Annotated in this window: 27 protein-coding genes, 2 pseudogenes and 1 riboswitch; of the genes and pseudogenes, 11 read left to right on the forward strand and 18 right to left on the reverse strand. The window is 68.7% G+C overall.

Translation table 11 applies throughout. The features are described from left to right. From E1267_RS21455 to E1267_RS21490, 7 genes are all read right to left on the reverse strand, one after another. The coding region (locus E1267_RS21455; RefSeq protein WP_220449604.1) for a cobyrinic acid a,c-diamide synthase CobB at nt 1-1,026 on the reverse strand (1,026 nt) is incomplete at its 3' end. An 8-nt stretch (nt 1,027-1,034) separates the two neighbouring features. Then, entirely contained in the window at nt 1,035-1,637 is a 603-nt protein-coding gene (gene cobO / locus E1267_RS21460; RefSeq protein ID WP_132334382.1) for a cob(I)yrinic acid a,c-diamide adenosyltransferase, read from the reverse strand. A gap of 1 nt (nt 1,638) precedes the next feature. Then, complete coding sequence (locus tag E1267_RS21465; RefSeq protein WP_132334383.1) at nt 1,639-3,729, reverse strand: magnesium chelatase subunit D family protein; 2,091 nt, start codon at nt 3,727-3,729, stop codon at nt 1,639-1,641. Beyond that, complete coding sequence (locus E1267_RS21470; RefSeq protein WP_132334384.1) at nt 3,726-4,280, reverse strand: histidine phosphatase family protein; 555 nt, start codon at nt 4,278-4,280, stop codon at nt 3,726-3,728. Before E1267_RS21470 ends, E1267_RS21465 begins: the two co-directional genes overlap by 4 nt. A 5-nt stretch (nt 4,281-4,285) precedes the next feature. Further along, on the reverse strand, nt 4,286-5,053 hold the full coding sequence (locus tag E1267_RS21475; RefSeq protein WP_132334385.1) for a CbtA family protein: 768 nt from the start codon (nt 5,051-5,053) through the stop codon (nt 4,286-4,288). 9 nt (nt 5,054-5,062) lie between these two features. Then, nucleotides 5,063-5,251, reverse strand: coding sequence for a CbtB domain-containing protein (locus E1267_RS21480; RefSeq protein ID WP_132334386.1), 189 nt, complete (start codon nt 5,249-5,251; stop codon nt 5,063-5,065). A 202-nt stretch (nt 5,252-5,453) separates the two neighbouring features. Beyond that, nucleotides 5,454-5,628: riboswitch (cobalamin riboswitch) on the forward strand. 287 nt (nt 5,629-5,915) lie between these two features. Further along, on the reverse strand, nt 5,916-6,536 hold the full coding sequence (locus E1267_RS21490; RefSeq protein ID WP_132334387.1) for a TetR/AcrR family transcriptional regulator: 621 nt from the start codon (nt 6,534-6,536) through the stop codon (nt 5,916-5,918). 68 nt (nt 6,537-6,604) lie between these two features. Here E1267_RS21490 and E1267_RS21495 point away from each other — a divergent pair, with 68 nt between their 5' ends. Together E1267_RS21495 and E1267_RS21500 are read left to right on the forward strand one after the other, a co-directional pair. Further along, nucleotides 6,605-7,054 (forward strand): DUF2867 domain-containing protein, encoded by a 450-nt coding sequence (locus E1267_RS21495; RefSeq protein WP_132334388.1) that lies wholly within the window; start codon nt 6,605-6,607, stop codon nt 7,052-7,054. Then, nucleotides 7,051-7,308 carry a hypothetical protein gene (locus E1267_RS21500; RefSeq protein ID WP_132334389.1) on the forward strand — a complete coding sequence of 86 codons (258 nt, stop codon included), beginning with the start codon at nt 7,051-7,053 and terminating at the stop codon, nt 7,306-7,308. Before E1267_RS21495 ends, E1267_RS21500 begins: the two co-directional genes overlap by 4 nt. A gap of 297 nt (nt 7,309-7,605) precedes the next feature. On the opposite strand, the gene E1267_RS21505 is transcribed toward E1267_RS21500, so the two are convergent. From E1267_RS21505 to E1267_RS21530, 6 genes and pseudogenes are all read right to left on the reverse strand, one after another. Then, nucleotides 7,606-9,222, reverse strand: a complete 1,617-nt coding sequence (locus E1267_RS21505) for an ABC transporter permease (protein WP_132334390.1) — start codon at nt 9,220-9,222, stop codon at nt 7,606-7,608. After that, nucleotides 9,219-10,097 carry an ABC transporter ATP-binding protein gene (locus tag E1267_RS21510; protein ID WP_132334412.1) on the reverse strand — a complete coding sequence of 293 codons (879 nt, stop codon included), beginning with the start codon at nt 10,095-10,097 and terminating at the stop codon, nt 9,219-9,221. Before E1267_RS21510 ends, E1267_RS21505 begins: the two co-directional genes overlap by 4 nt. A 20-nt stretch (nt 10,098-10,117) precedes the next feature. Continuing rightward, a complete protein-coding gene (locus E1267_RS21515) occupies nt 10,118-11,326 on the reverse strand; it encodes a cytochrome P450 (RefSeq protein ID WP_132334391.1) in 1,209 nt (402 codons plus the stop codon). 9 nt (nt 11,327-11,335) lie between these two features. Continuing rightward, entirely contained in the window at nt 11,336-11,995 is a 660-nt protein-coding gene (locus E1267_RS21520; RefSeq protein WP_246064112.1) for a TetR/AcrR family transcriptional regulator, read from the reverse strand. A gap of 440 nt (nt 11,996-12,435) precedes the next feature. Then, nucleotides 12,436-12,627: pseudogene (locus E1267_RS21525) on the reverse strand (transposase); the annotation flags it as partial. A 390-nt stretch (nt 12,628-13,017) separates the two neighbouring features. After that, complete coding sequence (locus tag E1267_RS21530) at nt 13,018-14,154, reverse strand: acyltransferase family protein (protein WP_132334392.1); 1,137 nt, start codon at nt 14,152-14,154, stop codon at nt 13,018-13,020. A gap of 81 nt (nt 14,155-14,235) precedes the next feature. Here E1267_RS21530 and E1267_RS21535 point away from each other — a divergent pair, with 81 nt between their 5' ends. Both E1267_RS21535 and E1267_RS21545 read left to right on the forward strand, forming a co-directional pair. Beyond that, nucleotides 14,236-14,883: a TetR/AcrR family transcriptional regulator gene (locus tag E1267_RS21535; RefSeq protein ID WP_220449598.1), complete on the forward strand. Its 648-nt coding sequence runs from the start codon at nt 14,236-14,238 to the stop codon at nt 14,881-14,883. Between the two features lie 564 nt (nt 14,884-15,447). After that, a complete protein-coding gene (locus E1267_RS21545; RefSeq protein WP_132334394.1) occupies nt 15,448-15,660 on the forward strand; it encodes a hypothetical protein in 213 nt (70 codons plus the stop codon). Between the two features lie 109 nt (nt 15,661-15,769). On the opposite strand, the gene E1267_RS21550 is transcribed toward E1267_RS21545, so the two are convergent. Then, complete coding sequence (locus E1267_RS21550) at nt 15,770-16,126, reverse strand: ArsR/SmtB family transcription factor (protein WP_132334395.1); 357 nt, start codon at nt 16,124-16,126, stop codon at nt 15,770-15,772. A 128-nt stretch (nt 16,127-16,254) separates the two neighbouring features. Between E1267_RS21550 and E1267_RS21555 the strand changes: the two genes are divergently transcribed. Next, a complete protein-coding gene (locus tag E1267_RS21555) occupies nt 16,255-17,232 on the forward strand; it encodes a cation diffusion facilitator family transporter (protein WP_220449599.1) in 978 nt (325 codons plus the stop codon). 70 nt (nt 17,233-17,302) lie between these two features. Beyond that, nucleotides 17,303-17,482 carry a hypothetical protein gene (locus tag E1267_RS21560; protein WP_132334397.1) on the forward strand — a complete coding sequence of 60 codons (180 nt, stop codon included), beginning with the start codon at nt 17,303-17,305 and terminating at the stop codon, nt 17,480-17,482. An 18-nt stretch (nt 17,483-17,500) separates the two neighbouring features. Here the strand turns inward: E1267_RS21560 and E1267_RS21565 are convergent, their stop codons facing one another. From E1267_RS21565 to E1267_RS45705, 3 genes are all read right to left on the reverse strand, one after another. Further along, nucleotides 17,501-18,103, reverse strand: a complete 603-nt coding sequence (locus tag E1267_RS21565; protein WP_132334398.1) for a superoxide dismutase family protein — start codon at nt 18,101-18,103, stop codon at nt 17,501-17,503. A gap of 349 nt (nt 18,104-18,452) precedes the next feature. Further along, nucleotides 18,453-18,620 (reverse strand): hypothetical protein, encoded by a 168-nt coding sequence (locus E1267_RS46525; protein ID WP_246064115.1) that lies wholly within the window; start codon nt 18,618-18,620, stop codon nt 18,453-18,455. Continuing rightward, a complete protein-coding gene (locus E1267_RS45705; protein ID WP_220449600.1) occupies nt 18,553-19,311 on the reverse strand; it encodes a phosphoketolase family protein in 759 nt (252 codons plus the stop codon). The genes E1267_RS46525 and E1267_RS45705 overlap by 68 nt, the downstream gene beginning before the upstream one ends. On the opposite strand from E1267_RS45705, the gene E1267_RS45710 reads away from it, so the two are divergent. The 4 genes and pseudogenes from E1267_RS45710 to E1267_RS47955 all read left to right on the forward strand — a co-directional run. After that, nucleotides 19,294-19,491: a hypothetical protein gene (locus tag E1267_RS45710; protein WP_220449601.1), complete on the forward strand. Its 198-nt coding sequence runs from the start codon at nt 19,294-19,296 to the stop codon at nt 19,489-19,491. The two genes, E1267_RS45705 and E1267_RS45710, sit on opposite strands and share 18 nt — an antisense overlap. An 88-nt stretch (nt 19,492-19,579) precedes the next feature. Beyond that, nucleotides 19,580-19,708, forward strand: a complete 129-nt coding sequence (locus E1267_RS47345; protein WP_281283677.1) for a hypothetical protein — start codon at nt 19,580-19,582, stop codon at nt 19,706-19,708. A gap of 40 nt (nt 19,709-19,748) precedes the next feature. Next, the gene (locus E1267_RS21580; protein WP_220449602.1) at nt 19,749-20,372 is read left to right on the forward strand and encodes a YybH family protein; all 624 of its coding nucleotides are present in this window, start codon (nt 19,749-19,751) and stop codon (nt 20,370-20,372) included. 1 nt (nt 20,373) lies between these two features. Next, nucleotides 20,374-20,754: pseudogene (locus E1267_RS47955) on the forward strand (IS1634 family transposase); the annotation flags it as partial. 61 nt (nt 20,755-20,815) lie between these two features. Here E1267_RS47955 and E1267_RS21590 read toward each other — a convergent pair. After that, nucleotides 20,816-22,129, reverse strand: coding sequence for an FAD-dependent monooxygenase (locus E1267_RS21590; RefSeq protein ID WP_220449603.1), 1,314 nt, complete (start codon nt 22,127-22,129; stop codon nt 20,816-20,818). Between the two features lie 741 nt (nt 22,130-22,870). Here E1267_RS21590 and E1267_RS21595 point away from each other — a divergent pair. Beyond that, entirely contained in the window at nt 22,871-24,184 is a 1,314-nt protein-coding gene (locus tag E1267_RS21595) for a cytochrome P450 (protein WP_281283681.1), read from the forward strand. Nucleotides 24,185-24,204 lie beyond the last annotated feature (20 nt).

Raw genomic sequence — 24,204 nt, forward strand, 5'->3', positions numbered from 1 at the left:
CCGCCCGCACATGCGCTGCCCGTCCAGTTCCTCGCACAGGTAGATCAGCCCGGCGCACTCGGCCGCGATCGGCCCGCGGAAGGCCGCCACCTGCTCGCGCAGCGGCGCGTTGGCGGCCAGCTCGGCGGCGTACATCTCGGGGAACCCGCCGCCGACGACCAGCGCCGCGGTCCCGTCAGGCAGCTTCTCGTCACGCAAGGGGTCGAACACCGCGACCTTCGCGCCGGCCGCCCGCAGCAGCTCAACATGCTCGGCGTAGCCGAAGGTGAACGCCGCTCCGCCCGCCACGGCCACCACCGGCCCGGGCCCGGCGGCACCCGGCTCCGGCTCCCATGGCGCCGCGTCCAGCGGCGGGGCCGATCGCGCCAGCCGTACCAGCGCGTCGAGGTCGCACGAGCGGGCCACCAGCGCGCCCAGCCGGTCCACCGCGGCCACCGCCGCCGCTTCGCGCTCGGCAGCGGGCACCAGACCCAGATGCCTGGACGGCGTCGAGACGGCGTCGTCACGGCGGATCGCGCCCAGCACCGGCACCCCCGCCGACGCGAGCGCGGCGCGGCACAGCACTTCGTGCCGGTCGGAGCCCACCTGATTCAGCACCACGCCGGCGACCCGTACCCGAGGGTCGAACGTGACGAATCCATGCACCACGGCCGCCACCGACCGGCTCTGCCGGGCCGCGTCCACGACCAGGACCACCGGGGCGTCCAGCAGCCTGACGACGTGCGCGGTCGAGGCGAAGTCCGTGTCACCCCTGCCGTCGAACAGCCCCATCACACCCTCGACCACAGCCACGTCGCACCCTGCCGCCCCGTGCAGGAACAGCGGCGCGACGCGTTCCTCGCCCACCAGCCACGGATCCAGGTTGCGGCCAGGACGCCCAGTGGCCAGCGCGTGATAGCCGGGATCGATGTAGTCGGGCCCCACTTTGTGCGGCGAGACCTTGAGGCCGCGGGCCCGCAGTGCCGCCATCAGCCCGGTGGCCACCGTGGTCTTGCCGCTGCCCGACGACGGCGCCGCGACGACCAGCCGAGGCACTACCACTCGATGCCCTTCTGGCCCTTCTGCCCGGCGTCCATGGGATGACGTACCTTGCCCATCTCCGTCACCAGATCGGCGACCTCGACCAGCCGGTCGGGGGCGTCCCTGCCCGTGACCACCACATGCTGGCCGCCCGGCCTGCCGGTGAGCGTCTCCAGCACGTCGTCCAGGTCCAGCCAGCCCCACTTCAGCGGGTACGTGAACTCGTCCAGCACGTAGAAGCGGTACGTCTCGGCCGCGAGATCGCGCTTGATCTGCTCCCACCCCTCCCGGGCGTCGGCCGCATGATCCTCCTCCGAGCCGGGGCGCTGGATCCACGACCAGCCCTCACCCATCTTGTGCCAGGTGACCGAGCCGCCCTCGCCGCTGTCGCCGAGCACCTTGAGGGCCCGCTCCTCGCCGATGCGCCACTTGGCCGACTTCACGAACTGGAACACCCCGACCGGCCAGCCCTGGTTCCAGGCCCGCAGCGCCATCCCGAAGGCGGCTGTCGACTTGCCCTTGCCGGGGCCGGTGTGGACGATCAGCAGCGGCCTGGTACGCCGCTGCCGGGTGGTCAGACCGTCGTCGGGGACGACCGAGGGCTTTCCCTGCGGCATCTCAGACCGCCTTCCTGTAGTCACGTACGAGGCCGCCGAGCTCGGCCAGCGCATCGAGGGAGACGAGCCGTGCCCGCAACCGGGACGCCAGCCTGACCGCCAGACCGAGCCGGACCGGCCCGCTCTCGCAGTCCACGACCACGCAGGCCGTGCCCTCCAGCAGGGAGGCCGCCGGGTCCACGTCTCCACCCGCCGTGACGCGCCCGTCGGTCACCAGCACCAGCAGCGGACGCCTGGCCGGGTCACGCAGCCGCTCCACGCGCAACACGTCCGCCGCGCGCATCAGCCCCGCCGCCAGCGGGGTGCGCCCGCCGGTCGGCAGCGAACGCAACCGCGCCGCGCCCGCCTCCACCGACGAGGTCGGAGGCAGCGCCACCTCCGCGCCCGCACCCCGGAACGTGATCAGGCCGACCTTGTCGCGCCGCTGATAGGCGTCCAGCAGCAGGCTCAGCACAGCAGCCTTGACCGCGCTCATCCGCTTGCGCGCCGCCATCGAGCCGCTCGCGTCCACCACGAACAGCACGAGGTTGCCCTCCCGGCCTTCGCGCACCACTTCGCGCAGATCGTCCGCACGCAGCACCAGTCCGGGGCCGGTGCGCCCGCGCCCGCGCTGGTGCGGCGCCGCGGCCAGCATCGTCGCCGTCACGTGCAGGTCGCGCAGCTGGCCGGAGGGACGGCGGGCCCCCGTGCCCCGGCCGTGCCGGGTCCGTGAGCGCGACCGCCGACCGGCCGCTCCCTCGCCGATCCCCGGCACCTCCAGCAGCGGCACCCGGTGCGGAGCCCCTGCAGCGGCCACCCGCACACCGGTGCCCCCCGCGTCCGGCCGCCCGTCGTCCGGAAGGCCGCTGTCGGCTTGCCCATCGTCCGGCCGCTCGTCGTCCAGGCGTCCGTCGCGGGCAGGCGTCCCGGGCGCCTCCCCGGCGTCCTCGGGGCTCCCCGAGAGCGGTCCCCCATTCCCCTTCGACGGCGGCGGGGGCTCGCTCCCGTCCGTACCGCCTGACGGCGGCCCGTCGCTTCCGCCCGGTGGCGGCCCGGCGGGACCTTCGCCGTCGGGGCCGCCGTCGCCTGGCCCGTCGTCCTGCGACGTACGCTCCAGCAGCTCGTCGAGCAGAGCCTCGTCCAGCCCCGGCGCGTCGAACGGGTCGCGCCGCCGCCGGTGCGGCAGCGACAGGCGGGCCGCCGCCCGCACGTCCTCGGTGGTCACCGTGTCCCGACCCTGCCAGGCGGCGTGGGCAAGGGCGGCGTTGGCCGTGACCAGGTCGGCCCGCAGCCCGTCGACCTCGAACGCCGCGCACACCGTCGCGATCTGCCTCAGCCGGGCGTCCGGCAACCGCACGCCCGGCACCCGGGCCCGCGCGCCCGCGATCCGGTCCGCCAGCGCCGACTCTTCCTCCGCCCAGCGCGCCGCGAACGCCTCCGCGTCGGCGTCGAAAGCCAGCCGCCGGCGGATGACCTCCGCGCGTTCCTCAGGGTCGCGGGACGCCTTCACCTCGACCGTCAGCCCGAACCTGTCCAGGAGTTGCGGACGCAGCTCGCCTTCCTCCGGATTCATGGTGCCGACCAGCAGGAACCGGGCGGCGTGCCGGACCGACACCGACTCGCGCTCCACGTAGCACCTGCCCAGGGCGGCCGCGTCGAGGAGGAGGTCGACGAGGTGGTCGTGCAGCAGGTTCACCTCGTCGACGTACAGTACGCCGCGATGCGCGGCCGCCAGCAGGCCCGGCTCGAACGCCTTCACTCCCTCCGTCAGCGCCCGTTCCACGTCGAGCGAGCCGGCCAGGCGGTCCTCCGACGCCCCCACCGGCAGCTCCACCAGCACGGCCGGGCGGCTCACGCCACCGGCGCCGGGCTCGTGGGGTCCGTCCGGGCATTCGGAGTCGGGCGCGCCCGGATCGCAGGCGAACCGGCAGCCGGGCACCACGTCCACGGCGGGTAGCTGGGCCGCCAGCGCACGCACGATCGTGGACTTCGCGGTGCCCTTCTCACCGCGTACGAGCACCCCGCCCACCCGGGGCGAGACCGCGTTGAGCACCAGCGCCAGCTTCAGGTCAGCAAGCCCGACGACGGCGCTGAACGGGTAGGTGACGATCAAAACAGAACCTTCCGGTTGACATGAGCCACCCGCCAGCCCTCCCGCGTGACGGCCAGCTCAGTGGTGGACAGAGGAGCCAGATCGAAGCGGCCGGCACTCGACGGGTCCAGCCCCAGGGCGTGCCCGAGCACGGCCCGAATGGCGCCCGCGTCGCACACGACGACCCCGCCGGGTTCCTCCCGGACGGAGTCGAGCCAGGCCGCCACCCTGACCGCGCGTGCGGCCCGGCTCTCGCCGCCGTGCGGAGCCGCGTGCGGGTCGGCGAGCCAGCTCGCCAGCTCGTCCGGCTCCTCCCGCGCGACTCGCTCGTACGGCAGGCCGCGCCATCGGCCGCAGTCCGCCTCCGCGAGCGCCGGGACGACCCGCGCGTCCAGCCCGAGGGCGGCGGCGGTCTGCAGTGCCGCGGGGGCAGGAGCGGCCCACGCCACCACTCCGGCGACCGCCGGGCTGAGCGCGGCGGCTCTGGCCAGATCCGCCGTGTCGGCGTCCTCGTCGGCCGGAAAGCGCGCGGCGCGCATGCCGGGCGTCGTGGCGTGCCGGACGAACAGCACCCCGCTCAGCTCGGCGCGGCGGCGCTCACCGGAACGCCGTTCGTACGCTGCGCCGCCCGCTCGCTCGCCCAGCCGAACAGCACGCCGAAGGCCGCCCAGAAGACGAGCTGGGTGCCGATCGAAACGAGCCTGAACTCCCACAACAGCGTGGCGGGGAAGCCGTCGGCCACCTCGTCGACCGTCGGCAGCAGCGCCCAGGCCCCACCCACGGGGACGAGAAAGCCGATGACCGCCGCCACCCAGCGGGCCCACGGATCCGCGGTGACCCGGCGGGCGGTGGCCACGGCGATCGCCGTCGCCGCCAGCCCGACGAGGATCATCACGAGGTAGAGCACCGTACGGCTGTTGATCGTCTCGGGGTCACCCACTGCCGGCGGGTTGGCCGGATACTTCACGAAGGGCACGAGGATGACCGCGACGAAGGCCGTTCCGGCCGCGGCGAGCGCCAGCAGCCCGTCGGAGCGCGGTCCCACCCGTCCTCGCAGGCCCGTGAACACGAGCGCGAACACTCCGCCCACGGCCAGCCCGTAGAGTCCGGTGGCGAGGAAGAGCCCGGCCTTCTGCGCCGGCCTGCTGACCTCGGCCTCGTCGCCGTGGCTGTGCCCGGCTTCCTCAGCGGCGGCGGGCTCCGGTGCCTCGGCCTGGGCCGCGGCCTCCTCCAGGGCGATCGCCGCGTCGACGCGCGGCTCCCCGAAGGCGAAGGCGAATCCGCCCGCGACCAGTCCGGCCAGCAGTCCCACGAGCAGACCTCTGACCAGGAAAGTGCGTACCATCCCGGCCCCCTAGTGACAGGGCACGCCGAGCAGATGCCGCCCGTCGTGCATCAGCTCGTGCAGGAAGGCGCCCGTCTGGGAGACCGCGCCATTGTCCATCAGGACCAGGTAAGCGACGAGCAGCAGCACAGGCACCGCCAGCAGCCAGGGGCGCAGGCGTGGGAAGGGAATGATGGACGGAGTGGTCAAACCACTCATACGAGCCTCCTCGGGTGACGCGTCCCATACGAGGTCACGGTTGCCAAGCGACCTGGCTCCCGGGATCCACGTCCCGGATACAGTGGCGCGTCCGCACCGGCATCTCACCGGATTTCCCTTGGACAACCGTGAAATCTACCGGAACGTATCCTTTCCTCCCGTTCGCGTCAATGCACCCCAGCAGCCACCGGGCAAGGTGCGCATATGAGTCGATGCCCGACGTAGGCGACGGCGGAACGAGGAGGCCGGTGTGAATCCCGCACGGTCCCGCCACTGTGATCGGTGAGGGATCCCCACGCGTGCACCTGTCCGTAAGGATGGGAAGGCCGGGGCGAGCGGCGACCCGAGAGCCAGGAGACTCACGCGGTCGCCTGCTCGAAGAGGTTGGGGCGGATCCCCCCAAGAGAGGACGGTGGTCGGCATGCCGTGCAACGAACTGCGGAGCGACACCACGTACGAGCGGGCTCCGCAGCGGGCGGTCACGATGAACCGGCACGTTACCGAGATCATGCTGGCCCTCGGGCTGGAGAAGTCCATGGCCAGCACGGCATTCCTCTCTCGCGGCGCTGGCCCGGTGGTTGCCGGCGGTGCTGCGCGCTCATCGTCTGGTCACCCCGGCGACGTTGCTGGCGTGGCATCGTCGCCTATTGCGGCAGGCCTGGACCTACCCGGTGCATGTTCGTTCGGATGGAGCCGCCACCGGCTCGATGTGCTCGGGGAAGAGGCTGGCGAGGTTGCGGATGCACAGTTCGCGTATCTCGTCCCGCGACAGCGGCGAGCCCTCCAGCCATTCGACGCATACGGCTCGGACGAACGCCAGCCAGCCATGCAGCGCGATCGACGTTACGTGCCTGTTGCGGCCATGGCCACCCAGCGCATCGAGAAGGCGGGCGCGGAGAGTGGCGAGCTCGTCGGAGATGATCTCCTGGACGGCCGGATCACCGGCCAGTGCGCCGCGGTTGGCTGTGAGGATGTTGTTGCGGTGTGTGGCGAAGTAGTCCAGGTGGGCGTCGAGCCCCGCCTTCACCTGCTCGGCCATTGGCAACGCGGGATCGATCGGGCTGGAGGCCAGCAGCCGCTCGCTGTCGCGCTCGAAGATCGCTGCGAACAGGTCGCGCTTGGTGGAGAAGTAGCGGTACAGGAGCCCACGGGATACGCCGGCACGTGCCGCGATGCCCTCCATGTGCACATCCTCGTAAGAGTGACGAGCGAACATCTCGGCGCCGACGTCGAGCAGTTGGCTGCGCCGCTCGTGCGGGGTCAGCCGTCGTCTTCCCTCGCTCATGGTCGCCAGCTTACTTGACGCGTGTTCAATAACGCTTCTAATGTACACGTGTTCAGCAAGGAGGGGATGTGCGAAAGCGGTATCGAGTGCGGCGGATCCCCGCGACAGGGGCAGCCGATTATGAGGACGCCTTCGAAGTCACCATCAGCGAGACGCGATCACCCGAGCAGTGGGCCCGGGCGGTGTTACAGGACGCGCCACCGCCGGTCCGTTGGTTCCTGCTTCTCGGCTGGCGCGCTTTTCTTGGCCTACGTCTCCGCCGCCCTCTGTCGTCTGCCCATCACATTCTGGGGTGGCACGTCGCAGCCTTTGACAGCGCCACGATCCGCCTCGGGCTCAGCTCACCACTGATGAACGCGCACCTGCTGTTTCGAGTGTCGGATGATGCCCTCACGCTGACCACCGACATCGCGTACCTTCGCAGGACAGGGTGGATGGTCTGGGTGCTTGTCGCACCGGTGCACAGACGGATGATCCCCTACCTGCTGATGCGGGCCACAGCCGACCGACTCGTGTGACCGACCTTCCGGACCGTCCGGCCCGGACCCGCGTGATCCGGCTGGCCTCGGTCGAGGATCTGCGCGTCGAGCGCCCCGCCGGCGTGCCGGTCCGGGTGGAGTTCGCGCGGGCCGCCACCAAGCTGAGGCTGGACGACCAGTGGTACGGCGCCGTCAGCGGAGGCCTCACCCAGGCCACCCACGACGGCGACGCGCCGGGCTACCAGATGATCGTGGCCGGCGGCGCCGGCACCGTCACGGTGGTCGCCGCGTGAAGCGCCGCACCCTTCTGAAGGCCGGGCTCATCGCTGTGCCCGCCACCGCCGCCGCCACCCTCGGCGGCGTCGGATGGTGGTGGGCAGGCGCGGTCCTGGACACCGCCGGAAAGATCCGGTTCGTCAACCGGCTGGCCATCCCGCCGCTGGCGCCCTCCCAGCGGGACCACTGCCACATCCTCAACCACGAGGATCAGGGCCTCATGGGCCAGTACGTTGCCCGCCCAGGCCGTCAGGTGTCGAAGACGGGCTCCGCCTTATCCATGCTCCAAGCCGTAGAGACGGCGCCGTTGGGGCCTATGTGCCGTTCAGATCGCGGCTGCGGAAGCCGTACAGGCCGATGAGAAGCAGGCCCGCCGCGAGCACGGTGAGCATCACCAGCGGGGTGAGGCGGAAGTCCTCGACCGGCATCCGGGGAATGTGGTCGAACGGGGACAACCCCCGTACCCAGTCCGGCAGGTCCGCGCCCCAGAAGCGGATCATCGCGCCGAGCGCGAGCACGGCCCAGCCCAGGGCGACGGCCCTGGGCGCGAGCCCGAACAGTGTGGCGGCGATGCCCAGTAGGAAGAGGATCTCCGGGGTGCGGGCGATCACGGCGGCGGCCGCCGCTCCCGCGCGGGCGACGTCGCCGAGCGCCAGAGCCGTGCCGGCAGCCATGGACAGGCCGGACACCATCAGCAGCGCGACGGCGGCGAGCCCCGTGGCCAGGAGTGACGAGCCCAGCCACGCCCATCGACCGGTCGGGGTGGCCAGCAGTGGCGCCACCCGCCCGCGGTTCTCCTCCGTCCGTAGCCGGGTCGTCGCCTGGACCGTGAAGACTCCGACGAGGAAAGACATCCCGACCCCCATGAGGCTCAGGTAGGCGCTTACCACGTCCGGCTCGCCGCCGAGGATCTCCCCGGCCACGCCCTCGCGCATCGTGCCGGCGAGCCCGCCGAACACCAGACCGGCCGTGATCAAGGACCCACCCCACCACAGGATGGACGCGCGCTGGAGCCGGAACGCCAGTCCGAGTGGTGAACGCAGCCCGCGGGCCGCCCGCGCGCGGCCGGGGCGCGAGGCCACCAGCCCGGCGCCGAGGTCCCGTCGCGCCGACAGCGCGTACGCGACCGCGGTCAGAGCCGTGCTGAGCAGTACCGCCAGGGCCAGTGGCCACCAGCGCCCGTCATCCGCTACCCGGGTGAGCTGCGCCCACCCCATCGGGGAGAGCCACGTCAGCCAGCCGCCTTGACTGTCTTGGACGGCGCCCACTGCGCGGAGCAGCCACACGACGGCCAGCACCGCGCCCGCGATCCCGACCGCGGCCCTGGAGTGCTCGGTGAGCTGCACGGTCACCGACGTGACCGCGGCGAAGACGAGCCCCATCGCGGCCGTGGCCGCGCCGAGCAGTAGCGCGTCGCCTGGGGCCATCCCGACGCCCACTCCCGCCGCGGCCATCAGCAGGGCTAGCACCACGTTGGTGAGGACGGCGACGAGGAGCGCGGCCGTGAGTGCGGCCTGCCGGCCGACGACCGCGGCGCGCACCAGCTCGGCCCGGCCGCTTTGTTCCTCGGCGCGGGTGTGCCGGGCGATTGTCAGCATGCTCATCAGCGCCGCGCCCAGCAGAAACTCCGGGAAGTAGGCGTTGACGAGATATTTCAGGACCGTGGGGTTCTCCATGCCGAACATGGGTCCGGAAAACAGCCGCAGCATGGGGACGTCCAGCATCTCCGCGCTGGCGCGCAGGGTTTCGGGCGTCGAGTTCGTGGCGGTCGCCACGCTGGCGAAATATGGGAGGAACAGGGTGATACCGAGCGTCCACGTGGGCAACTTGACGCGGTCCCGGCGCAGTGCCAGCCGCAGCATCGCCCTGGTGCCGGTCAGGCCGCCGCCAGGCGAGTCGGCCGTGCGGCGGCCTACCGTGGCGGCGGTCACGCGGCTGCTCCGTTGCCGTAGTGGCGCAGCATGAGCTCCTCCAGAGTGGGGGGATGGCTGGTCAGCGCACGGATGCCGAAGGCGCTCAGATGCTTGATGGCGCCGTCCAGGTGCTCGGCGTCCACGCTGAACCGCACCTGCCCGTGCTCGGTTTCGGCGTTGTGGACCCCGGGGAGCGCGGCCAGGCCGCTGACCGGCGCGGCGGTCAGGGCTTCAACCGTGGTGCGGGTGAGGTGGCGCAGCTCGGCCAGCGTGCCCGCCTGTACGATCTTGCCCTGTCTGATGATGCTGACCCGGTCGGCCAGCTTCTCCACCTGGGAGAGGATGTGGCTCGACAGCAGGATGGTACGGCCGGCCGCGTTCGTCTCAGCGACGATCTCCTGGAAGATGGCCTCCATGAGCGGGTCGAGACCCGAAGTCGGCTCGTCGAGGATGAGCAGCTCCACGTCGGCGGCGAACGCGGCCACGAGCGCCACCTTCTGCCGGTTTCCCTTGGAGTAGGTGCGGCCCTTCTTGGTGGGGTCGAGTTGGAAGCGCTCGATCAGCTCTGCGCGGCGGGCCTCGTCGAGCCCGCCGCGCAGGCGGCCGAGCAGGTCGATGGCCTCGCCGCCGGTGAGGTTCGGCCACAGCTCGACGTCGCCCGGCACGTACGCCAGCCGCCGGTGCAGCACTGTGGCGTCCGCCCACGGGTCACCGCCGAGCAGCTCGGCGCGGCCGGAGTCGGCGCGCACCAGGCCGAGCAGGATCCGGATGGTGGTGGACTTGCCCGCCCCGTTGGGGCCGAGGAAGCCATGGATCTCGCCGGTGTTCACGGTGAGGTCGAGCCCGTCCAGCGCCCGGGTCGGGCCGTAGGTCTTGACCAGGTCGCGGGTCATGATGGCGGTCACGGGGCGGCTCACCACTCCACCGGGAGGCTCTTGGGGCCGAAGAAGGCCGAGTCGTCTTTCATGGGAATCTCCTGTGCGGGCACTGCGAGGCGCAGGCCGGGGAACCGGTCGAAGAGCGCGGGCAGCGCCGCGCGCAGCTCTACCCGGGCCAGTTGCTGGCCCAGGCACTGGTGGATGCCGTGCCCGAAGGTGAGATGTCCTTGGGCCGGCCTGGTGATGTCGAATTCGCCGGGGCGTTCGAAGCGGGCCGGGTCGTGGTTGGCGGCGCCGACGAGCAGCTCGACGGTCTGACCCGCCCTGATCAGCTCGCCGCCGATCTCCACATCCTCCAGCGCCGTGCGCAGCATGCCGCTGGGCCCGGTCAGGAAACGCAGCAGCTCTTCGACGGCGTTGTCGGCCAGGCTCGGGTCGCGGCGCAACGCCTGCAGCTGGCCGGGGTGCTCAAGCAGCGCGAACGCCCCCAGCGCCAGCATGCCGGAGGTCGACTCGTACCCGGCCGCGAACAGCAACAGCCCGATGGAGGTGAGCTCCTCGTCCGATAGGCCACCGTGGTTGACCAGACCGCTGTAGACGTCACCGGTGGGGTTGTCACGCTTGTCCGCGATCAGCGGCGGGAAGACGCCGAGCATGGTCGCGTACGCCTGCTGGATCTGCTCCTGGGTCGACTCCCCGTCGAGCGCGGTGGCCGCGGCCTGCCGGAACACGGGGAGGGTGGATTCGGGGATGCCGAGCAACTCGCAGATGAGCAGCGCGGGGACGGGAACGCACAGGGCGGTGACCAGGTCGGCGGGTGGCCCCGACCGCTCCATGTCGTCCAGGCAGTCCCGGGTCACCTCGGCGATCCTGGCCTCGAGCCGCCGCATTCTGCGCACGGTGAACTCGCCGACCAGAAGCTTGCGGTAGCGGGTGTGCTCCGGCGGGTCCATGCGGACGAACATCCCGGGCGGCGGCGGCGCGGTGAACATGGCCTGCGCGCCGGCGTTGGGCATCGTGACCGGCGGGTGGGCCACCTCGCGCCGGATGCTGAAGCGGCTGTCGGCGAGGATGGCCTTGACCACGTCATAGCCGGTGGCCAGCCAGCCCTGATGGCCGTCGGCGAAGGTCATGGGCCGGAGCGGGCGCTCGCTCCTGAGCGTGGCCATGATCTGCGGCGGATCGAAGAGGCCGGGGCGGGTGGTACGCGCCGTCCAGGGGAGCTCGATGGCGCCCTCAGTCATATCGCACTCCTAAAAGCGTGGTTGGGGTGTCTTGTCGTGGATCTTTTCGAGGGCCTCGCGCAGCGAGGCGGCCATCTCCGGAGTGAGCACCGGGTGGGAGTGGATGTCGAGGAGGACCAGCGCGAGTAGGTGCGCGCCCTCCGGGGTGGCCAGGTCGACGCCCAGCCCGCGGGAGACGTGCTGGTACAACACCGGCACGACCAGACTCATCGCGGTAGCGACGGTCGCGCGGGCCTTGCGACTGGCGTACGGGGGATCAGGGCGAGACTTGTCGACCTCCGCCAGCCATTCCTCGTACACCTGGACCATTTCGTCGAACAGCGGCGCCGCCCACCCCTCGGCCAGGGCCCGCGCGAGATACCGCTGGTACGGCCCGAACGCGGCCAGCGCGGAGCCGACCGGGTTCACGTCGGCAGGCGTGGAGTCGGCGCGTGTCTCGTCGCCCAGCCGGCGCATCTCCTTGAGGAGATAGTCGTCGCACGCCTCCCGCAGCGCCTGTTTGGAGCCGAAGTGGTGGCGCACCAGCCCCGAGGAGACCCCCGCAGCGTCGGCGATGCCGCGGATCGTCGCCCTTTCGAACCCGTGCTCACCGATCTGCCGCAGCGCGGCGTCCCTGATGCGGGCGCGGGCCGTCAGATCTTCCAGGTCTGCCTCGATCCTGGCCATCATCACACTCCTACACAATCGGATATTTCACTATACATGTGTGTAGTCACCCTCGCCACGAAGGGCATCGCCTCCGCACTTGCGCGGCCACGGCAAACAGCCGAACTCGGCTGGCTCGTGCGCGAGACGGCAGCGGCTCCGCTCGGCCATCGCGCTGGGCACCCTGATCGCCGTCCTGGCCATCGGCTTTCTGTTCCCGTGAGGACAGCGCTGGCGGCAGGGCGTCCGTCGCCTGGAGGCTTCCAGGGCCTGCCGTCAGCGAGCGCGCAGGCTGCTCGCCTCTTCCCTGACGAATCTCGCCGCCTACGTGGAGCAGTAGCCTCGAACTGCGGCCCTCGCCCGTGATGGTGTGGACGCCGATCCAGCTCGGTACCTTCGTCGATGTCGCCGTGCAGCACCGGCGCCGGGGCTCGAACCCGGAACCTACGGATTGAGACGGTGACTCATTTGGTGAGTTGGCGATAGCAAACGAGGGCGGCGGCGATGGCGACGAAGGACGCGAAGTGGTCGGCTCGGCGCTCGTGGCGCCGGTGTAAACGGCGGCAACCGGCAAGCCAGGAGACGGTGCGCTCCACCACCCCACGATGGCGTCCCAGCCGCTGACTGGACTCGATCCCGCGGCGGGCGATACGCGGGCTGGGTGACCCAGCCCGGCTCCAGTTCCTGGATCCGGGCTTTGAGCTGCTTGTTCTCGGCTTCCAGCACGTCGTCGGTCGATAGCGGCCCGCTGGCCGGCTCCTTGACCGGCCCCCTTCTTCTTGGCTCCGGCGGTGCCGTTCGCGCGGGCCCCACGCACCCGCAGGCGCAGCGTCTCGGGGTGCACGCCCAGGTCCCGGCCAACCGACGCGTACGTCCGGCTCGGGCCAGACAGGTACAACGCGACGGCGTCCGCCTCTTGAACTCCGGCGGAGACGACTTCATCGCCACGTGGAGCTCCTTGCCTCCGGATGTCCGTCATCCGGCACTCAAGGTGTCCACACTTCGGGGGGAGAGCCGCTGAGGTTCGGAGGTGCGCGGAACGCGATCTAGCTTGGGCGGACCGCGCCGCCTGCTGAGCCGGACCCGACGACGGCCGACGGCTTCTGCCGGCCGAGGCCGAGGATGAATCTGGTGAGGCCCCAGCGCCGCATGATCTCGTAGGTGATCAAGCTCAGCGCGAACGATACGATCATGATCAGCACGTACGACAAGGGCCCGGCCTCGGCGTGCTGTAGAACGTAGAAGCCTGCGGCGACCAGGAACGTCTGGTGCAGGACGTACATGGGGAAGGCCGCCTCGTTGCAGTACGTCACGGCCTTGGACCCGCCGTTGAGGTGTCGCCTGCCGTACCCGAGCATGGACAGCAACGCCGTCCAGCAGGCAAGGTCGCGTACGGCCGTGGCCGGCAGGGTCTCCTGGCCGCCGAGCAGAAGAACCCCCGCGGCCCCGCACACTGCCAGCGCCAGGAACATCGGCCGCCACCGCTCGACCATGTCCATGATCGAGTCGTCGGTGGCGATAAGGAAGCCCAGCATGAAGTAGGCCGCGAAGACGAAGATGTTCTTCCCGCCCACCTCAGGCAGGTACGACAGCGCGGTCAGCAGCGCGACGGGCAACAGGGCGGGCAGGGGCCGCCGCAACCACCTCGGCGTGTATCCCCGCCTGGCCAGAGCCAGCATCGGCTGGACGAGCGCGGCCGAGATGAGGAAGAGGAACAGGATGAACCACAGGTGCGCCGGTGAGACCCCGCCCTCGTACTCTGACCAGTCGGAGAAGTCGGTGAAGTACCTCCACAGAAAGGCGGCGTAGGAGCCCTCGTAGCCGCGGTGGAACCGCAGGGCGTAGTACGCCTGCGGCGGAACGATGACCAGCACGCCGAACAGCAGCGGCACCAGCAGCCTGGACGCTCGCTCGCTGACGTAGCGCCCCGCCGACCTGCGTTTGAGCGCGTAGAAGCTGGCTGAGCCGGCCAGCAGGAACAGCAGCGGCATGAACCAGTAGGACAGCTGCACCAGCACGGTGGAAAAGGTGTTCACCTCGCCCTTGACATAGAACGAGGCATCGTCGTTGAACACCCGCGCCGTGTGGTAGGGGAAAAGGAATAGGATGCCCAGGTTACGCAACCAGTCGATGTAGTTTTGGCGCCCGCCACCTCGCCTGGACGTCGCCGTCGCTGTCGTCAAAGAGTCCTCCGCAACCGAAAGGTGATCAAGTCACGACGTACGATACCGAAAGTATTGAGTACTTCCGGTATGCTAGGTGTCGTGAACGGCGATCAGCAGAGGAACCCGAGCCGGCGCCTGCCGCGTGAGGAGGTACGCCGTCGGCTGCTGGCCGAGGCGGCGCGGGTGTTCACCGAACGCGGCTACGCCGACGCCCGCATCGAGGACATCGCAGCAGGCGCCGGCTTCACCAAGGGTGCCGTCTACTCGAACTTCGGCGGCAAGCAGGAACTGTTCGGCGCCATCCTCGGCGACGGCGCCGCGACCGAACTGGCCACCGTGCGGGAGGAGATCCGCGACCTCGACGACCTGTCCGCGGTGATCGGCCGAGTGGCGTCGCTGGTCGCCCGGCACATCGTGCAAGACAGCGGCCACGGCCACCTCGGGCTCGAGTTCGCTGCCCGCGCTGCCCGCGACGGGCAGATCAGGGAGGTTCTCACTCCGATGCGCCGGGCACAGCGCGAAGGAGCCGCCCGCTCGATCGCCGAAGTCGCTGAGCGTACCGGCGTCCGCCCCACCATCGATTTGGACCAGGCCGCGCTCATTCTGCACTGTCTGACCAACGGCCTGGTCAACGAGCACATCGCCGATCCCGAGGCGGTTGACGCCGAGACGGTCGAACGAGCGTTGACCACCGTACTGACCTGCCTGCTGCCACTTCCGCCGAGCGACGACCCTCCATACTCCTGATCGCGAACGCGACCATACCGGGCAAAAAAGCCTTCGGGTTTTCCTCGGTGATCATTTTCTGAGGATCTGAGGCACCCTCTAAGCTTGTTCTTCGTCCTCCGAGTTGTTGCGCAGAGCGGGGTTTGATCGTTTCGCGGACAGCGAGACGGCCTTGAGTGATCATGTGCGGTATCGAGTCGCTACTGATCGCTAAAGGCCGTGAGGGTGAGTCTGCTGAATGATGTCGCTGGTGTCGAGTCTTCCAGAGTGCTGTCTCGGTTCCGGAGGGATTAAGGACCTGCGTCACCCGTGGGAGAAACCGGCCCGCCCGGGGCGGCTCGCACCCGCCCGCGTCCGGCGCGGGTTTCGGAGCCTCCGCCCGCTCCTCGCCCAACCGGCCGGTGCACCCAAACCCTCCAGCCCCGGCCCGGGGCGCTCACCCGGCATCCCCAACCGCCGGCCCGCGCCCCGCCACGACGTCGGCAAGACCGTCAAACGCGGCCGCACCCTCGCAGCACTCCAACAATCCAGACGATGAAGAACAAGTTAGGCGGGTGAACATCCCGGCGCAGCCGAGGCGATCCCGTGCTCGGCCGCGCCGACGTGCCTGGCGCCAACACGATTGTTAGCTCGACGGCGGGTCCGAACGCCACCGCAGCATTCCCGCTCTGGAACTCGTTGAAGGTGACCGCGATGGCGGATGCGAATAAAAAGCAGGGGCATCCGCTCGAGATGAAGGTTGCTCATGCACTTCGCGCAAGCCAGTTCGCCTTTGTGGAGCAAGCCGCTTCTGACTAGCATTCGCCTGGTAAACGGAGCTCCTCGCATGCTTATGAGCGTTCGGTAGAGATCGCAGCGGGCAGGAGATGAGCGGTCCTTTCACGACAGGCGATTGCGGCAACGGGCATCAGTCGTGTCTCGGGATGCCGGAGACCTCGTGGTCGGCATGGAAGAGGGCCTCGTTGATGATGGCCCGGACGTGGGCGTCGCGGGCTCGGTAGAGCACGCGGCGGCCGTCGCGCCGGGTCTGCACGAGCCCGGCCAGGCGGAGTTTGGCCAGGTGCTGGGAGACCGAGGGCCGGGCGACGCCGATGGCGGTCGACAGGCTGCTGACGTCGTACTCGCCGCTGGACAGCAGCCACATCAGGCGTAGCCGGGTGCCGTCGCTGAGCATCCGGAAGGCGTCGACGGCCGTGTCGACCTGCGCGCTTGTCGGTTGCTCTTGCGGCTGTGACGCACCTGATTGATTGCCGCGTGCATACATGACTACATATAATCCCGGCAATTGGGTCAAAGGCAAGCGAGAGGTACGCGATGGCTGAGGTTGATCCCCCGCAGCACGGTCATGGACATGGGCACGGTCACAGTCATGGGCACGAACAGGTCCGGGGCATGCGGTTGCTGTCGAAGCTCCGCCATGTCATCACCCCGCACAGCCATGACAGCGCGGACAAGACCGACACCGCGCTGGAGTCCAGCAGCCGGGGTATGCGCGTGCTGGCCATCTCGTTCGCCGTGCTGATCGCGACCGCGCTGGTGCAGGCGGTCATCGTGTCGCTGTCAGGGTCGGTGGCGCTGCTGGGCGATACGCTGCACAACTTCGCCGACGCGCTGACCGCGGTGCCACTGGCGATCGCCTTCTCGCTGGGGCGGCGGGCGGCCACGCGCCGCTTCACCTACGGTTACGGCAGGGCGGAGGACCTGGCCGGGGTCGTCATCGTGCTGTTGATCGGGGCGTCGGCGGCGCTGGCCGGTTATGAGGCGGTCAAGCGGCTGATTGACCCGGCCGACATGCGGGCGCTGGGCCTGGTGGCCGCCGCCGGTGTAATCGGGTTCCTGGGCAACGAGTGGGTCGCCCGCTACCGGATCAGGGTGGGCCGGGAGATCGGCTCGGCGGCGCTGGTGGCCGACGGTCTGCACGCTCGCACTGACGGCTTCACGTCGCTGGCGGTGCTGCTGGGGGCCGGTGGGGCGGCGATCGGGTTCCCGCTGGCCGACCCCATCGTGGGCCTGCTGATCACCGTGGCCATCTGCTTCGTGCTGCGCGATGCCGCCCGCGAGATCTACCACCGGCTGATGGACGCGGTAGACCCCAAGCTGATCAGCCAGGCGGAGGAGATCCTGGCGGCGGTGCCGGGTGTGGAGCGGGTCGGCGCGGTACGGCTGCGCTGGGTCGGTCACGCGCTGCGGGCCGAGGTCGAGATCGGCGTGCGTCATGACGCCTCGCTCATCGAGGCGCACGGCGTGGCCGTGGAGGCCGAGCACCGGCTGATCCATGAGCTGCCGCGGCTTCGTGCGGCGACGATGCATGCCGACCCGGACGGCCCGGCCGGCACCGATCACCATGCCGTTCTCCTGACGCACAGGTAATGCCAGGTAAGGGGCGTTCTGTCGGTAGCTTGTGCCAGGATGACGCGCCGCCGATTCGGGGGGAGCGCGCATGCTGAGATCTTTGCCGGTGGCGGCCAGGACGCTGGTGTGGGTACGCATCCTCAACGCGCTCGGCGCCTACGCCCTGTCTTTTCTGGTGGTGCTGACGGGCCTGAGCTGGCGGCGGTGGCGCTGGCCTTGTTCGGACACGCCCGGCGGCGGGCCGCCGCCGACTACGACACGCTGTTGATCGGCTTTGAGGCGCGCCCTAGCTTCTGGTGATCACGCCACAGGCGATGCGCCCGCCCGAGTCGCCCGCGTTCAGGGTTTCGGCGTCGGGCCCTTCCTCGCCCTCCGCGTTCCGGTAGCGGTCCGGGATATTCGCGTGATTGTCGGCCATCGCGTGGATCATGATGGCACTGCCGTCACTGTCGAATAGCTGTTCCACCCGGAAGCGATCGGTCACCACCGAGGCGGTGCCGGTGCCATCCGCGCCGACAAGCAGGTTAGGGAGGTCTCCGCTGTGGTGGTCATGGAGGTGCGAGCCGAGGTCGAAGTGTCCGCCGGCGCTAAAGAAGGGGCTGCCCGTAGCCGGGTCTGTGGCCTGTGGATCACAGACGCCCTTGGTGTGAACGTGAAATCCGTGATAGCCGGTCGGCAAGTTCTTCACCCCAACGGTGATCTTGGACTTGCCGTTTCCGGCGTTCTCCACCTGAAGCGAGCCGACGGTCTGGCCCTTGGTGTTCTTGATCACGGCACCGACCGGCGCGCCATCTCGTGCCGGCATCATCTCTCCCAGCGCGGCGGCACTCAGCGCCACAACTCCCACGCCCAGCACGACGAGCAGAGCCAGACGGGCCTTGCCTACCATCAGTGATCTCCCCAGAGTGCTGCCTTCCTGCCAGGGGAAGACATCGACGGTCTCATTAGCCTCGCCCCGAAAATCCCCCGTGCTCCACCCGCTTCCCCAATGCCGGAAGCAAAGGTTTGGTGTCTCCCGCACTACGGCCGCTGCCGCTGGAAGATCGAGACAAGGGTGTCGAGATCCTTGCCCTGCGGCAACAGATCACCTTGGTGGAACGGCAACTCTGCGTCGGCGCCACGGTGAGGTTCGCCCGCTTGAACTGCACGGACGGAGTTTTTCCGCAGGCAGAGTCACCGCGGTACTCGACCACAGGCGAGACCCTCATGCCCTCCTCCGCGAGACCGGCCCACCGTGCTTAACCCTGCTCTGCCCAGTCGCCCAGCGACCAATACCGCACCTCCGGCATGTCCTGCAGGTGCTCGACCACGTACCGCTCGTGGCGGAGGAGCTGCTGCTCACACCACGCCTTCAGCTCGCTCGCCCCGGCCGGGGTCCGCCGCGTGGCGTTCAGCGCGTCGATCACCAGGTGGTACCGGGACGCCCGGTTGCGCAAGGTTCACGCGCGACCGCGACCGCATGCAGTGGTCGGCCACCGGCAGCAGCGTGTTCGCGTCCGGCGGCAGGTAGACCCCGCTGATCGTGCCGCGGTGGGTGATCACGTTCTGGATCAGGCCGGGCCCCTGGTGGCTGAAGCCGTTGTGGTCCTGGCGCCAGGCGGTCGAGGTCAGCAGAATGTTCAGGCTCGGCACCGGCGCCCGCCAGGCCAGGTCATGCGCTTCCTGCAGCCATTTCGCATGCTGCACGGTCTGCGAGGCCGACACCATGGCGAACGCCTCGTAGGTGGCGAACCAGCCGTGCCGGCCGGTCAGCGTGTATCCCTCGAGCCAGCCGTGGCAGGCGTGCTCCGAGAGCACCTCCATCACCCGGCCGTCCCGCGATATCGCGACATCTTCCTCGGTCGCGCGCTCCGCGAACGCCCGGTCGGACGCCTCGAACCCCGCCCCGAGCCGGTTGCTCTTGGTCTCGTCGGGGCAGAAGAGCCGGAACCGGTCCGGGTTGCGTTCGTAGGTGTCGCGCATGAACTCGCCGAGCTTGCGGGTCGACTCGAGCCGGTCCCGGCCCGGCGCCTTCACCGGCGCCGCGTAGTCGCGGAAATCGGGCAGGTCCAGGTCGACGGTGAGCAGGCCCCCGTTGGCGTGCGGGTTGGCACTCATCCGCAGCTCTCCCTCGGGGTTGATCGACAGCACCAGCGCCGGGCCGAGTCGATCCGCAGGTTCCGGATACTTCCGGTCGACCTGACCGAGCAGAACGGATATCTGACCCCGACCATGAAGGTCAAGCGTGCCATGGTCCACAAGGACTTCGCGGCCGACATCGAGGAGCTGTACCGCTGAGCACCAGACGCCAGGACCGGCGGATCCGGCGCGTCGCGAGGGCGCGATCGACGCTGGACCCGGCTCGTGGCGTCCACGCCGGCGTCCCGTGACCGGGTGGTCGACGCCGCTGGTCGTCACCCTCTGGCATCGGACATTGTCGGTCACCCACCGCACCGCCGACGGCAGCCTGACCATGCCCAACCCGATCCATGCCGTGCCCGGCAGACTGGTGTGACTCGCATCCGGCGCAGCTCTCGCCCGAGGAATCCCGCCGGGTGCTCGAGGTGCTCAACTCCGAACGGTTCTGGGAGAAGGCGCCGGTCCAGGTGTGCGGTCACCTCCCTGCGATCGCCGCGGCACCTCACATTTCCCGAAGCTGCGTTGTCGGATCAGTGAAACCACCAAGACCGTCGCCGGACGAGCCGGCCAAGGTCGAATTCTTGAGCGGAGGATGCACAATGACCTCGAACGAGTCCGAGATCAGGACCCTTTTGGAGAACCGGACCGCAGCCTGCGAGAACAAGGACATCGATCGGCTGATGCCCCTTTATTCGCCCGGAATCGTCTATTACGACGCCGTTCCTCCGCTTCGGTTCCGGGGCACCGAAGCAGTGCGCGACAATTTCTTGCGCTGGTTCGACGGTTACGAGGGCCTGATCAGCCTGGAGACTCACGAACTGACCGTGGTCACGAGCGGCGACGCCGCATTCGCTCATATGCTGCTCCTGGACACCGGAAAACGTAAGGGCGGCGAACAGTCCTCGATATGGGTACGCGCGACCACGTGCCTGCGGCGATCCCACGGCAGGTGGCTGATCACCCACGAGCACGTGTCGGTTCCGTTCGACCCGGGCACCCTGCAGATCTGGCTCCCGTCGGACAGGGACCAGCCCGCCTGACCGTTCAGTGGACTGGCTGCACGACGTCCGTGACGAGTTGGAGAAGCAGGTGTTCGACGAGGTCGCGAACCTGCTCAACCTTGAGGTCGACCTGTTGTTCTTCGACTCCGCCAGCACCTACTTCGAGCTCAGGGAGGCCGACGGGCCGGTCAGCCGCGACGAGCGGGGCGAGAAGACCACCGACGGGCAGGACACCGGCAACGAAGCCGGGTTCCGGACCTATGGCGAGTCCAAGGATTCGCGCGACGATCTCCCGCAGATTGTGATCGGCATGGCCGTCACGAGGGACGGTATCCCGGTCCGCTGCTGGTCCTGGCCCGGCGACACCGCCGACCAAGCCCTGATCCGGCAGGTCAAGGACGATATGCGTGACTGGACCCTTAGGACGAGCCGCGTCATACAGGCCAGGTGCGAGTTGGGTGGCGTGCGGCTCGTCATGAGAATCAACCTGATCTGTCGGAAGCAGGGGTGGCCAAGCCGAACCGGGCGAGAAAGGTCGCCAGTTCTGTTTCCTCCCCGTGGTAAGCGACATAGCCGTCGGGACGTACGAGTGTCACGCCGTGCTCGTCCGGCAAGGGAGGGATCACCCGCATCCCATAATCTCGGTCGGTGTCGCCCAGCAGGAGGAACCCGGTGCCTCGTTGCTCGGCGAAGTGCCTGCCCAGGCGTTGACCTCCGCGTTCACCGACCGACAGAGGGCTGTCAGGGTAGGCCAAACGGAGTTGATCGGTCGCCGCACCGAGCACGGCGTTCTTGTCACGGTGCAGGCGGGAGCTGAGCTCGAGAATGTCTGCGGCCACCGGTCTGCGCTCGATCTCGTAGGTGTCCAGCAGCGCCGGCGTTCCGACGGTCAGCTTCCATCCCAGGTTGTAGGCGTCCTGGACACCGGTGTTGAGCCCCTGGGCACCGGCCGGAGAGTGCACATGTGCCGCATCCCCTGCCAGGAACACTCTCCCTACCCGGAACCGATCCGCCAAGCGGACGTTGACCCGATATTCTGACCACCAGAGGATCTCGCCCACGCGAATATGCGGCGCGTAAGCGGCCATCACGGCAGCCAAAGACTCAGAGTCTTCATAAGCGATGATGGCTTGAAAGATGTCCGTGTGCGGCAACGGACACAGGGACAGATGCTTGTCCTGGTCTTCTCTCGCCCACATGTGATAGTGCTCGCGGTCAAGATCACGAGTTTTCACGTCGGCCAGGAGGATGTGCTCGTGCGTGTTCGTGTGCCCGGCGAACCCGATTCCCAGTCGCTTGCGCACAAAACTGCGTCCCCCGTCCGCGCCCACCAGATAGGCGCATTCGAGCGTTTCCCCCGTGCTCAATGTGGCGGTCACATGTGAGGTGTCCTGGACAAAGTCCGTCAGTTCGGCGCCGAACTCGACGTGGTGTCCTAGCTCGGCCAGCCGGGCGCGCAGGATACTCTCTGTGCGCCATTGCGGCTGTACAATCGTATTCGGATACGGCATGTCCGGGGTCGCTTGCCGGACCCGATCCATCCGGCCCTCCCACACCACGCGGTCGGCCTGGTAGGCCCGCATGGGGGGATATTCACCCCCCGTGGCCAGGATCTCGTCAATGATCCCGAGGTCGTCGAAGATCTCAAGCGTTCGCGGCTGCAGTACTTTGGCGCGCACGCCGGCGGCGGGCTGCGGGGATCTTTCCACAAGGCGGAAGTCGACATTCCTGCGAGCAAGCTCCACAGCCAGCGTCAGGCCCGTGGGGCCTCCGCCCACGATCAACACGTGTGTCACTTGGTCTCCGACTTCTGTACGGTATCTCGTGCCGCCGGGGTGAACCGCTGAAACGACATCGGGTGACTTCTTAGCCACAACCAGCGCCCCGGCGGATGGCAGTATCCGTTGTTGAAACACTTCCGGTCCAGGGCCATCGCCGGACATCTACAGGACATCGGCATGCGTTGTCCACCTGACGATGCGAGAAAATCCTGGTAGGTAAATTGATCACCCGGCCAGGCCTGTCACGAACCGGGGCCTCGGACGGCGTTCGTCCATGGCAGTCCTGGACGTCACGCGTGCCACCCTTGCTCAATAGACTCGCCGTCGGCTTCACAGCCCCCGGGGTCGCCGCGGTGGGCGCACCGTGTGTGCCGCGAGCGGGGGCGCGGCCGGGCAACTCGACGACGAGCGAATCCATCCGGCCGCTCTTTTCATGATCGACAAATGCCGGGTGGCCGGGAAATGACCGGTAAAAGCCCTGGTTATGTTCTGTCCGATATGAGGACCATAGTGCTCTGGCCGACGCCTGGTCGGGTGACGGACGAGAACGTGCGCGATATACGTTCCTGGAGTTCACAAGAAGGGAGTGCCCGCGGTGAAGAAGCTGTTTTACTGTGCCGCAACAATGGTGGGGCTGAACAAGGGAAAGATGGGCGGCCGCTACCACTGGGCCTGGTAACAAATCGGCGGCGTTAGCCGGTCGAGATGGGTGGCCGGGTATCCCGGCCACCCATCAGCAGGAAGGACGGCATGGCGATGACAGGATCAGCTCGCGGTGCAGTGCCGGGCCCAACAGGGCGACGGATGCTCGGTAACACCTATGACTACGAGCAGGATCGCCTGGGGTTCATCGACCGCTGTCACAGGGAATTCGGCGACGTTTTCCGTTTCAGTCCCACAACCGTCATGGTGGGCGACCCGGAGATCATCCATGACATTTTTCTCCGGACCAACACCGACTTCCGCACCGAGGGATCACTGTTCTCGGACGATCGCACCTCGGCAGCGGAGCAGATGCGCGAGACCGGAACACTCATGCTCACCCGCAGAAAAGGCTGGCATGGTGTGAACAGGGCCGCTGCGACTGCGCATGCAGAACGTTTCCTCGGCCAGTTGGAAGCTCTTGTCAGCCGGTCCGGTGGCCGTGCGGTCGAGGTCCTGCCGATGATGAAATCGTTCTTCGGGTTCGCGGTCGCCGATTATTGCCTCGGTGGTGACGGGGGCGACGTGTCGGCCGTCGCCGAGATCATCGACCGTGCCGCCAACGCTTCCGTCCCCCTGATGAGAAGCTCGATCAGCTTTCCTCAATGGTTCCCGGCGCCGACGGTCATCCGGTTCAGGAAGGCGGAGCGGCGGGCTCTCTCCCAGCTGGAACTCCAGGTCTCGGCCAGGAAGGAGAGGCCCGGCGAGGATCCACGCGACCTCCTGGACGTGCTCAAGGCCCAAGGCGAGGAGGGCCTCGACACCACCGCCGTCACCCGCCTGCTCGACATCGTGATGCGGGCTTCGCATGGCGTTCCGGGTGCCACAGTGGCCTGGGCGGTGCGGCAGTTCGCCCTTGAGCCCGTTCATCTGCACAAGATTCGCCGGGAGAGCGCAATTGTGCGAGCGGCTGCGGCGGGCGAGCCGGTGGAGGTCTCCGACCTCCCGTACACGACGGCGTTCCTCCAAGAGTTGCTGCGCGCATATCCGCCGACCTGGCTGATGGGCCGATGGGTGCACAAGGACACCACACTCGCCCACTATGACCTCAGACGCGGTGAGCAGGTGATGTTCAGCGCCTACCACGTGCACCGCGATTCACGATGGTGGTCGGACCCGGAAGAATTCCAGCCGGAACGCTGGCTCGGACAGGAGCGTCCCCACGTGGGGCGCGCCTATTTTCCCTTCGGCGCCGGACCACGGATCTGTTTCGGCTACCAGCTCGGCATGGTGCAGTTGACTCTCGCCCTTGCCTGGCTTGCCGAAAACTATGACATCGACGTGCTCAACGCCGTCGAGGCGGTGCCGACGCCTGTGGAACTCCTCATTCCGCGCGGTCTCAAAGCGCGATTTCGACCTCGCCAGTAGCTGGGCAGCACAAGAACCGC

This window comes from Nonomuraea longispora (genome assembly GCF_004348345.1).
Classification (GTDB): domain Bacteria; phylum Actinomycetota; class Actinomycetes; order Streptosporangiales; family Streptosporangiaceae; genus Nonomuraea; species Nonomuraea longispora.

Bases quoted from the DNA above. Each gene is read 5' to 3' on its own strand.
- cobO (WP_132334382.1), bottom strand. From the start codon at position 1,637: ATGCCGCAGGGAAAGCCCTCGGTCGTCCCCGACGACGGTCTGACCACC.
- E1267_RS21475 (WP_132334385.1), bottom strand. From the start codon at position 5,053: ATGGTACGCACTTTCCTGGTCAGAGGTCTGCTCGTGGGACTGCTGGCC.
- E1267_RS21480 (WP_132334386.1), bottom strand. From the start codon at position 5,251: ATGAGTGGTTTGACCACTCCGTCCATCATTCCCTTCCCACGCCTGCGC.
- E1267_RS21490 (WP_132334387.1), bottom strand. From the start codon at position 6,536: ATGAGCGAGGGAAGACGACGGCTGACCCCGCACGAGCGGCGCAGCCAA.
- E1267_RS21510 (WP_132334412.1), bottom strand. From the start codon at position 10,097: ATGACCCGCGACCTGGTCAAGACCTACGGCCCGACCCGGGCGCTGGAC.
- E1267_RS21515 (WP_132334391.1), bottom strand. From the start codon at position 11,326: ATGACTGAGGGCGCCATCGAGCTCCCCTGGACGGCGCGTACCACCCGC.
- E1267_RS21520 (WP_246064112.1), bottom strand. From the start codon at position 11,995: ATGATGGCCAGGATCGAGGCAGACCTGGAAGATCTGACGGCCCGCGCC.
- E1267_RS21550 (WP_132334395.1), bottom strand. From the start codon at position 16,126: ATGTATGCACGCGGCAATCAATCAGGTGCGTCACAGCCGCAAGAGCAA.
- E1267_RS21555 (WP_220449599.1), top strand. From the start codon at position 16,255: ATGCGGTTGCTGTCGAAGCTCCGCCATGTCATCACCCCGCACAGCCAT.
- E1267_RS21560 (WP_132334397.1), top strand. From the start codon at position 17,303: ATGCTGAGATCTTTGCCGGTGGCGGCCAGGACGCTGGTGTGGGTACGC.
- E1267_RS21565 (WP_132334398.1), bottom strand. From the start codon at position 18,103: ATGGTAGGCAAGGCCCGTCTGGCTCTGCTCGTCGTGCTGGGCGTGGGA.
- E1267_RS45705 (WP_220449600.1), bottom strand. From the start codon at position 19,311: ATGAGTGCCAACCCGCACGCCAACGGGGGCCTGCTCACCGTCGACCTG.
- E1267_RS21595 (WP_281283681.1), top strand. From the start codon at position 22,871: ATGACAGGATCAGCTCGCGGTGCAGTGCCGGGCCCAACAGGGCGACGG.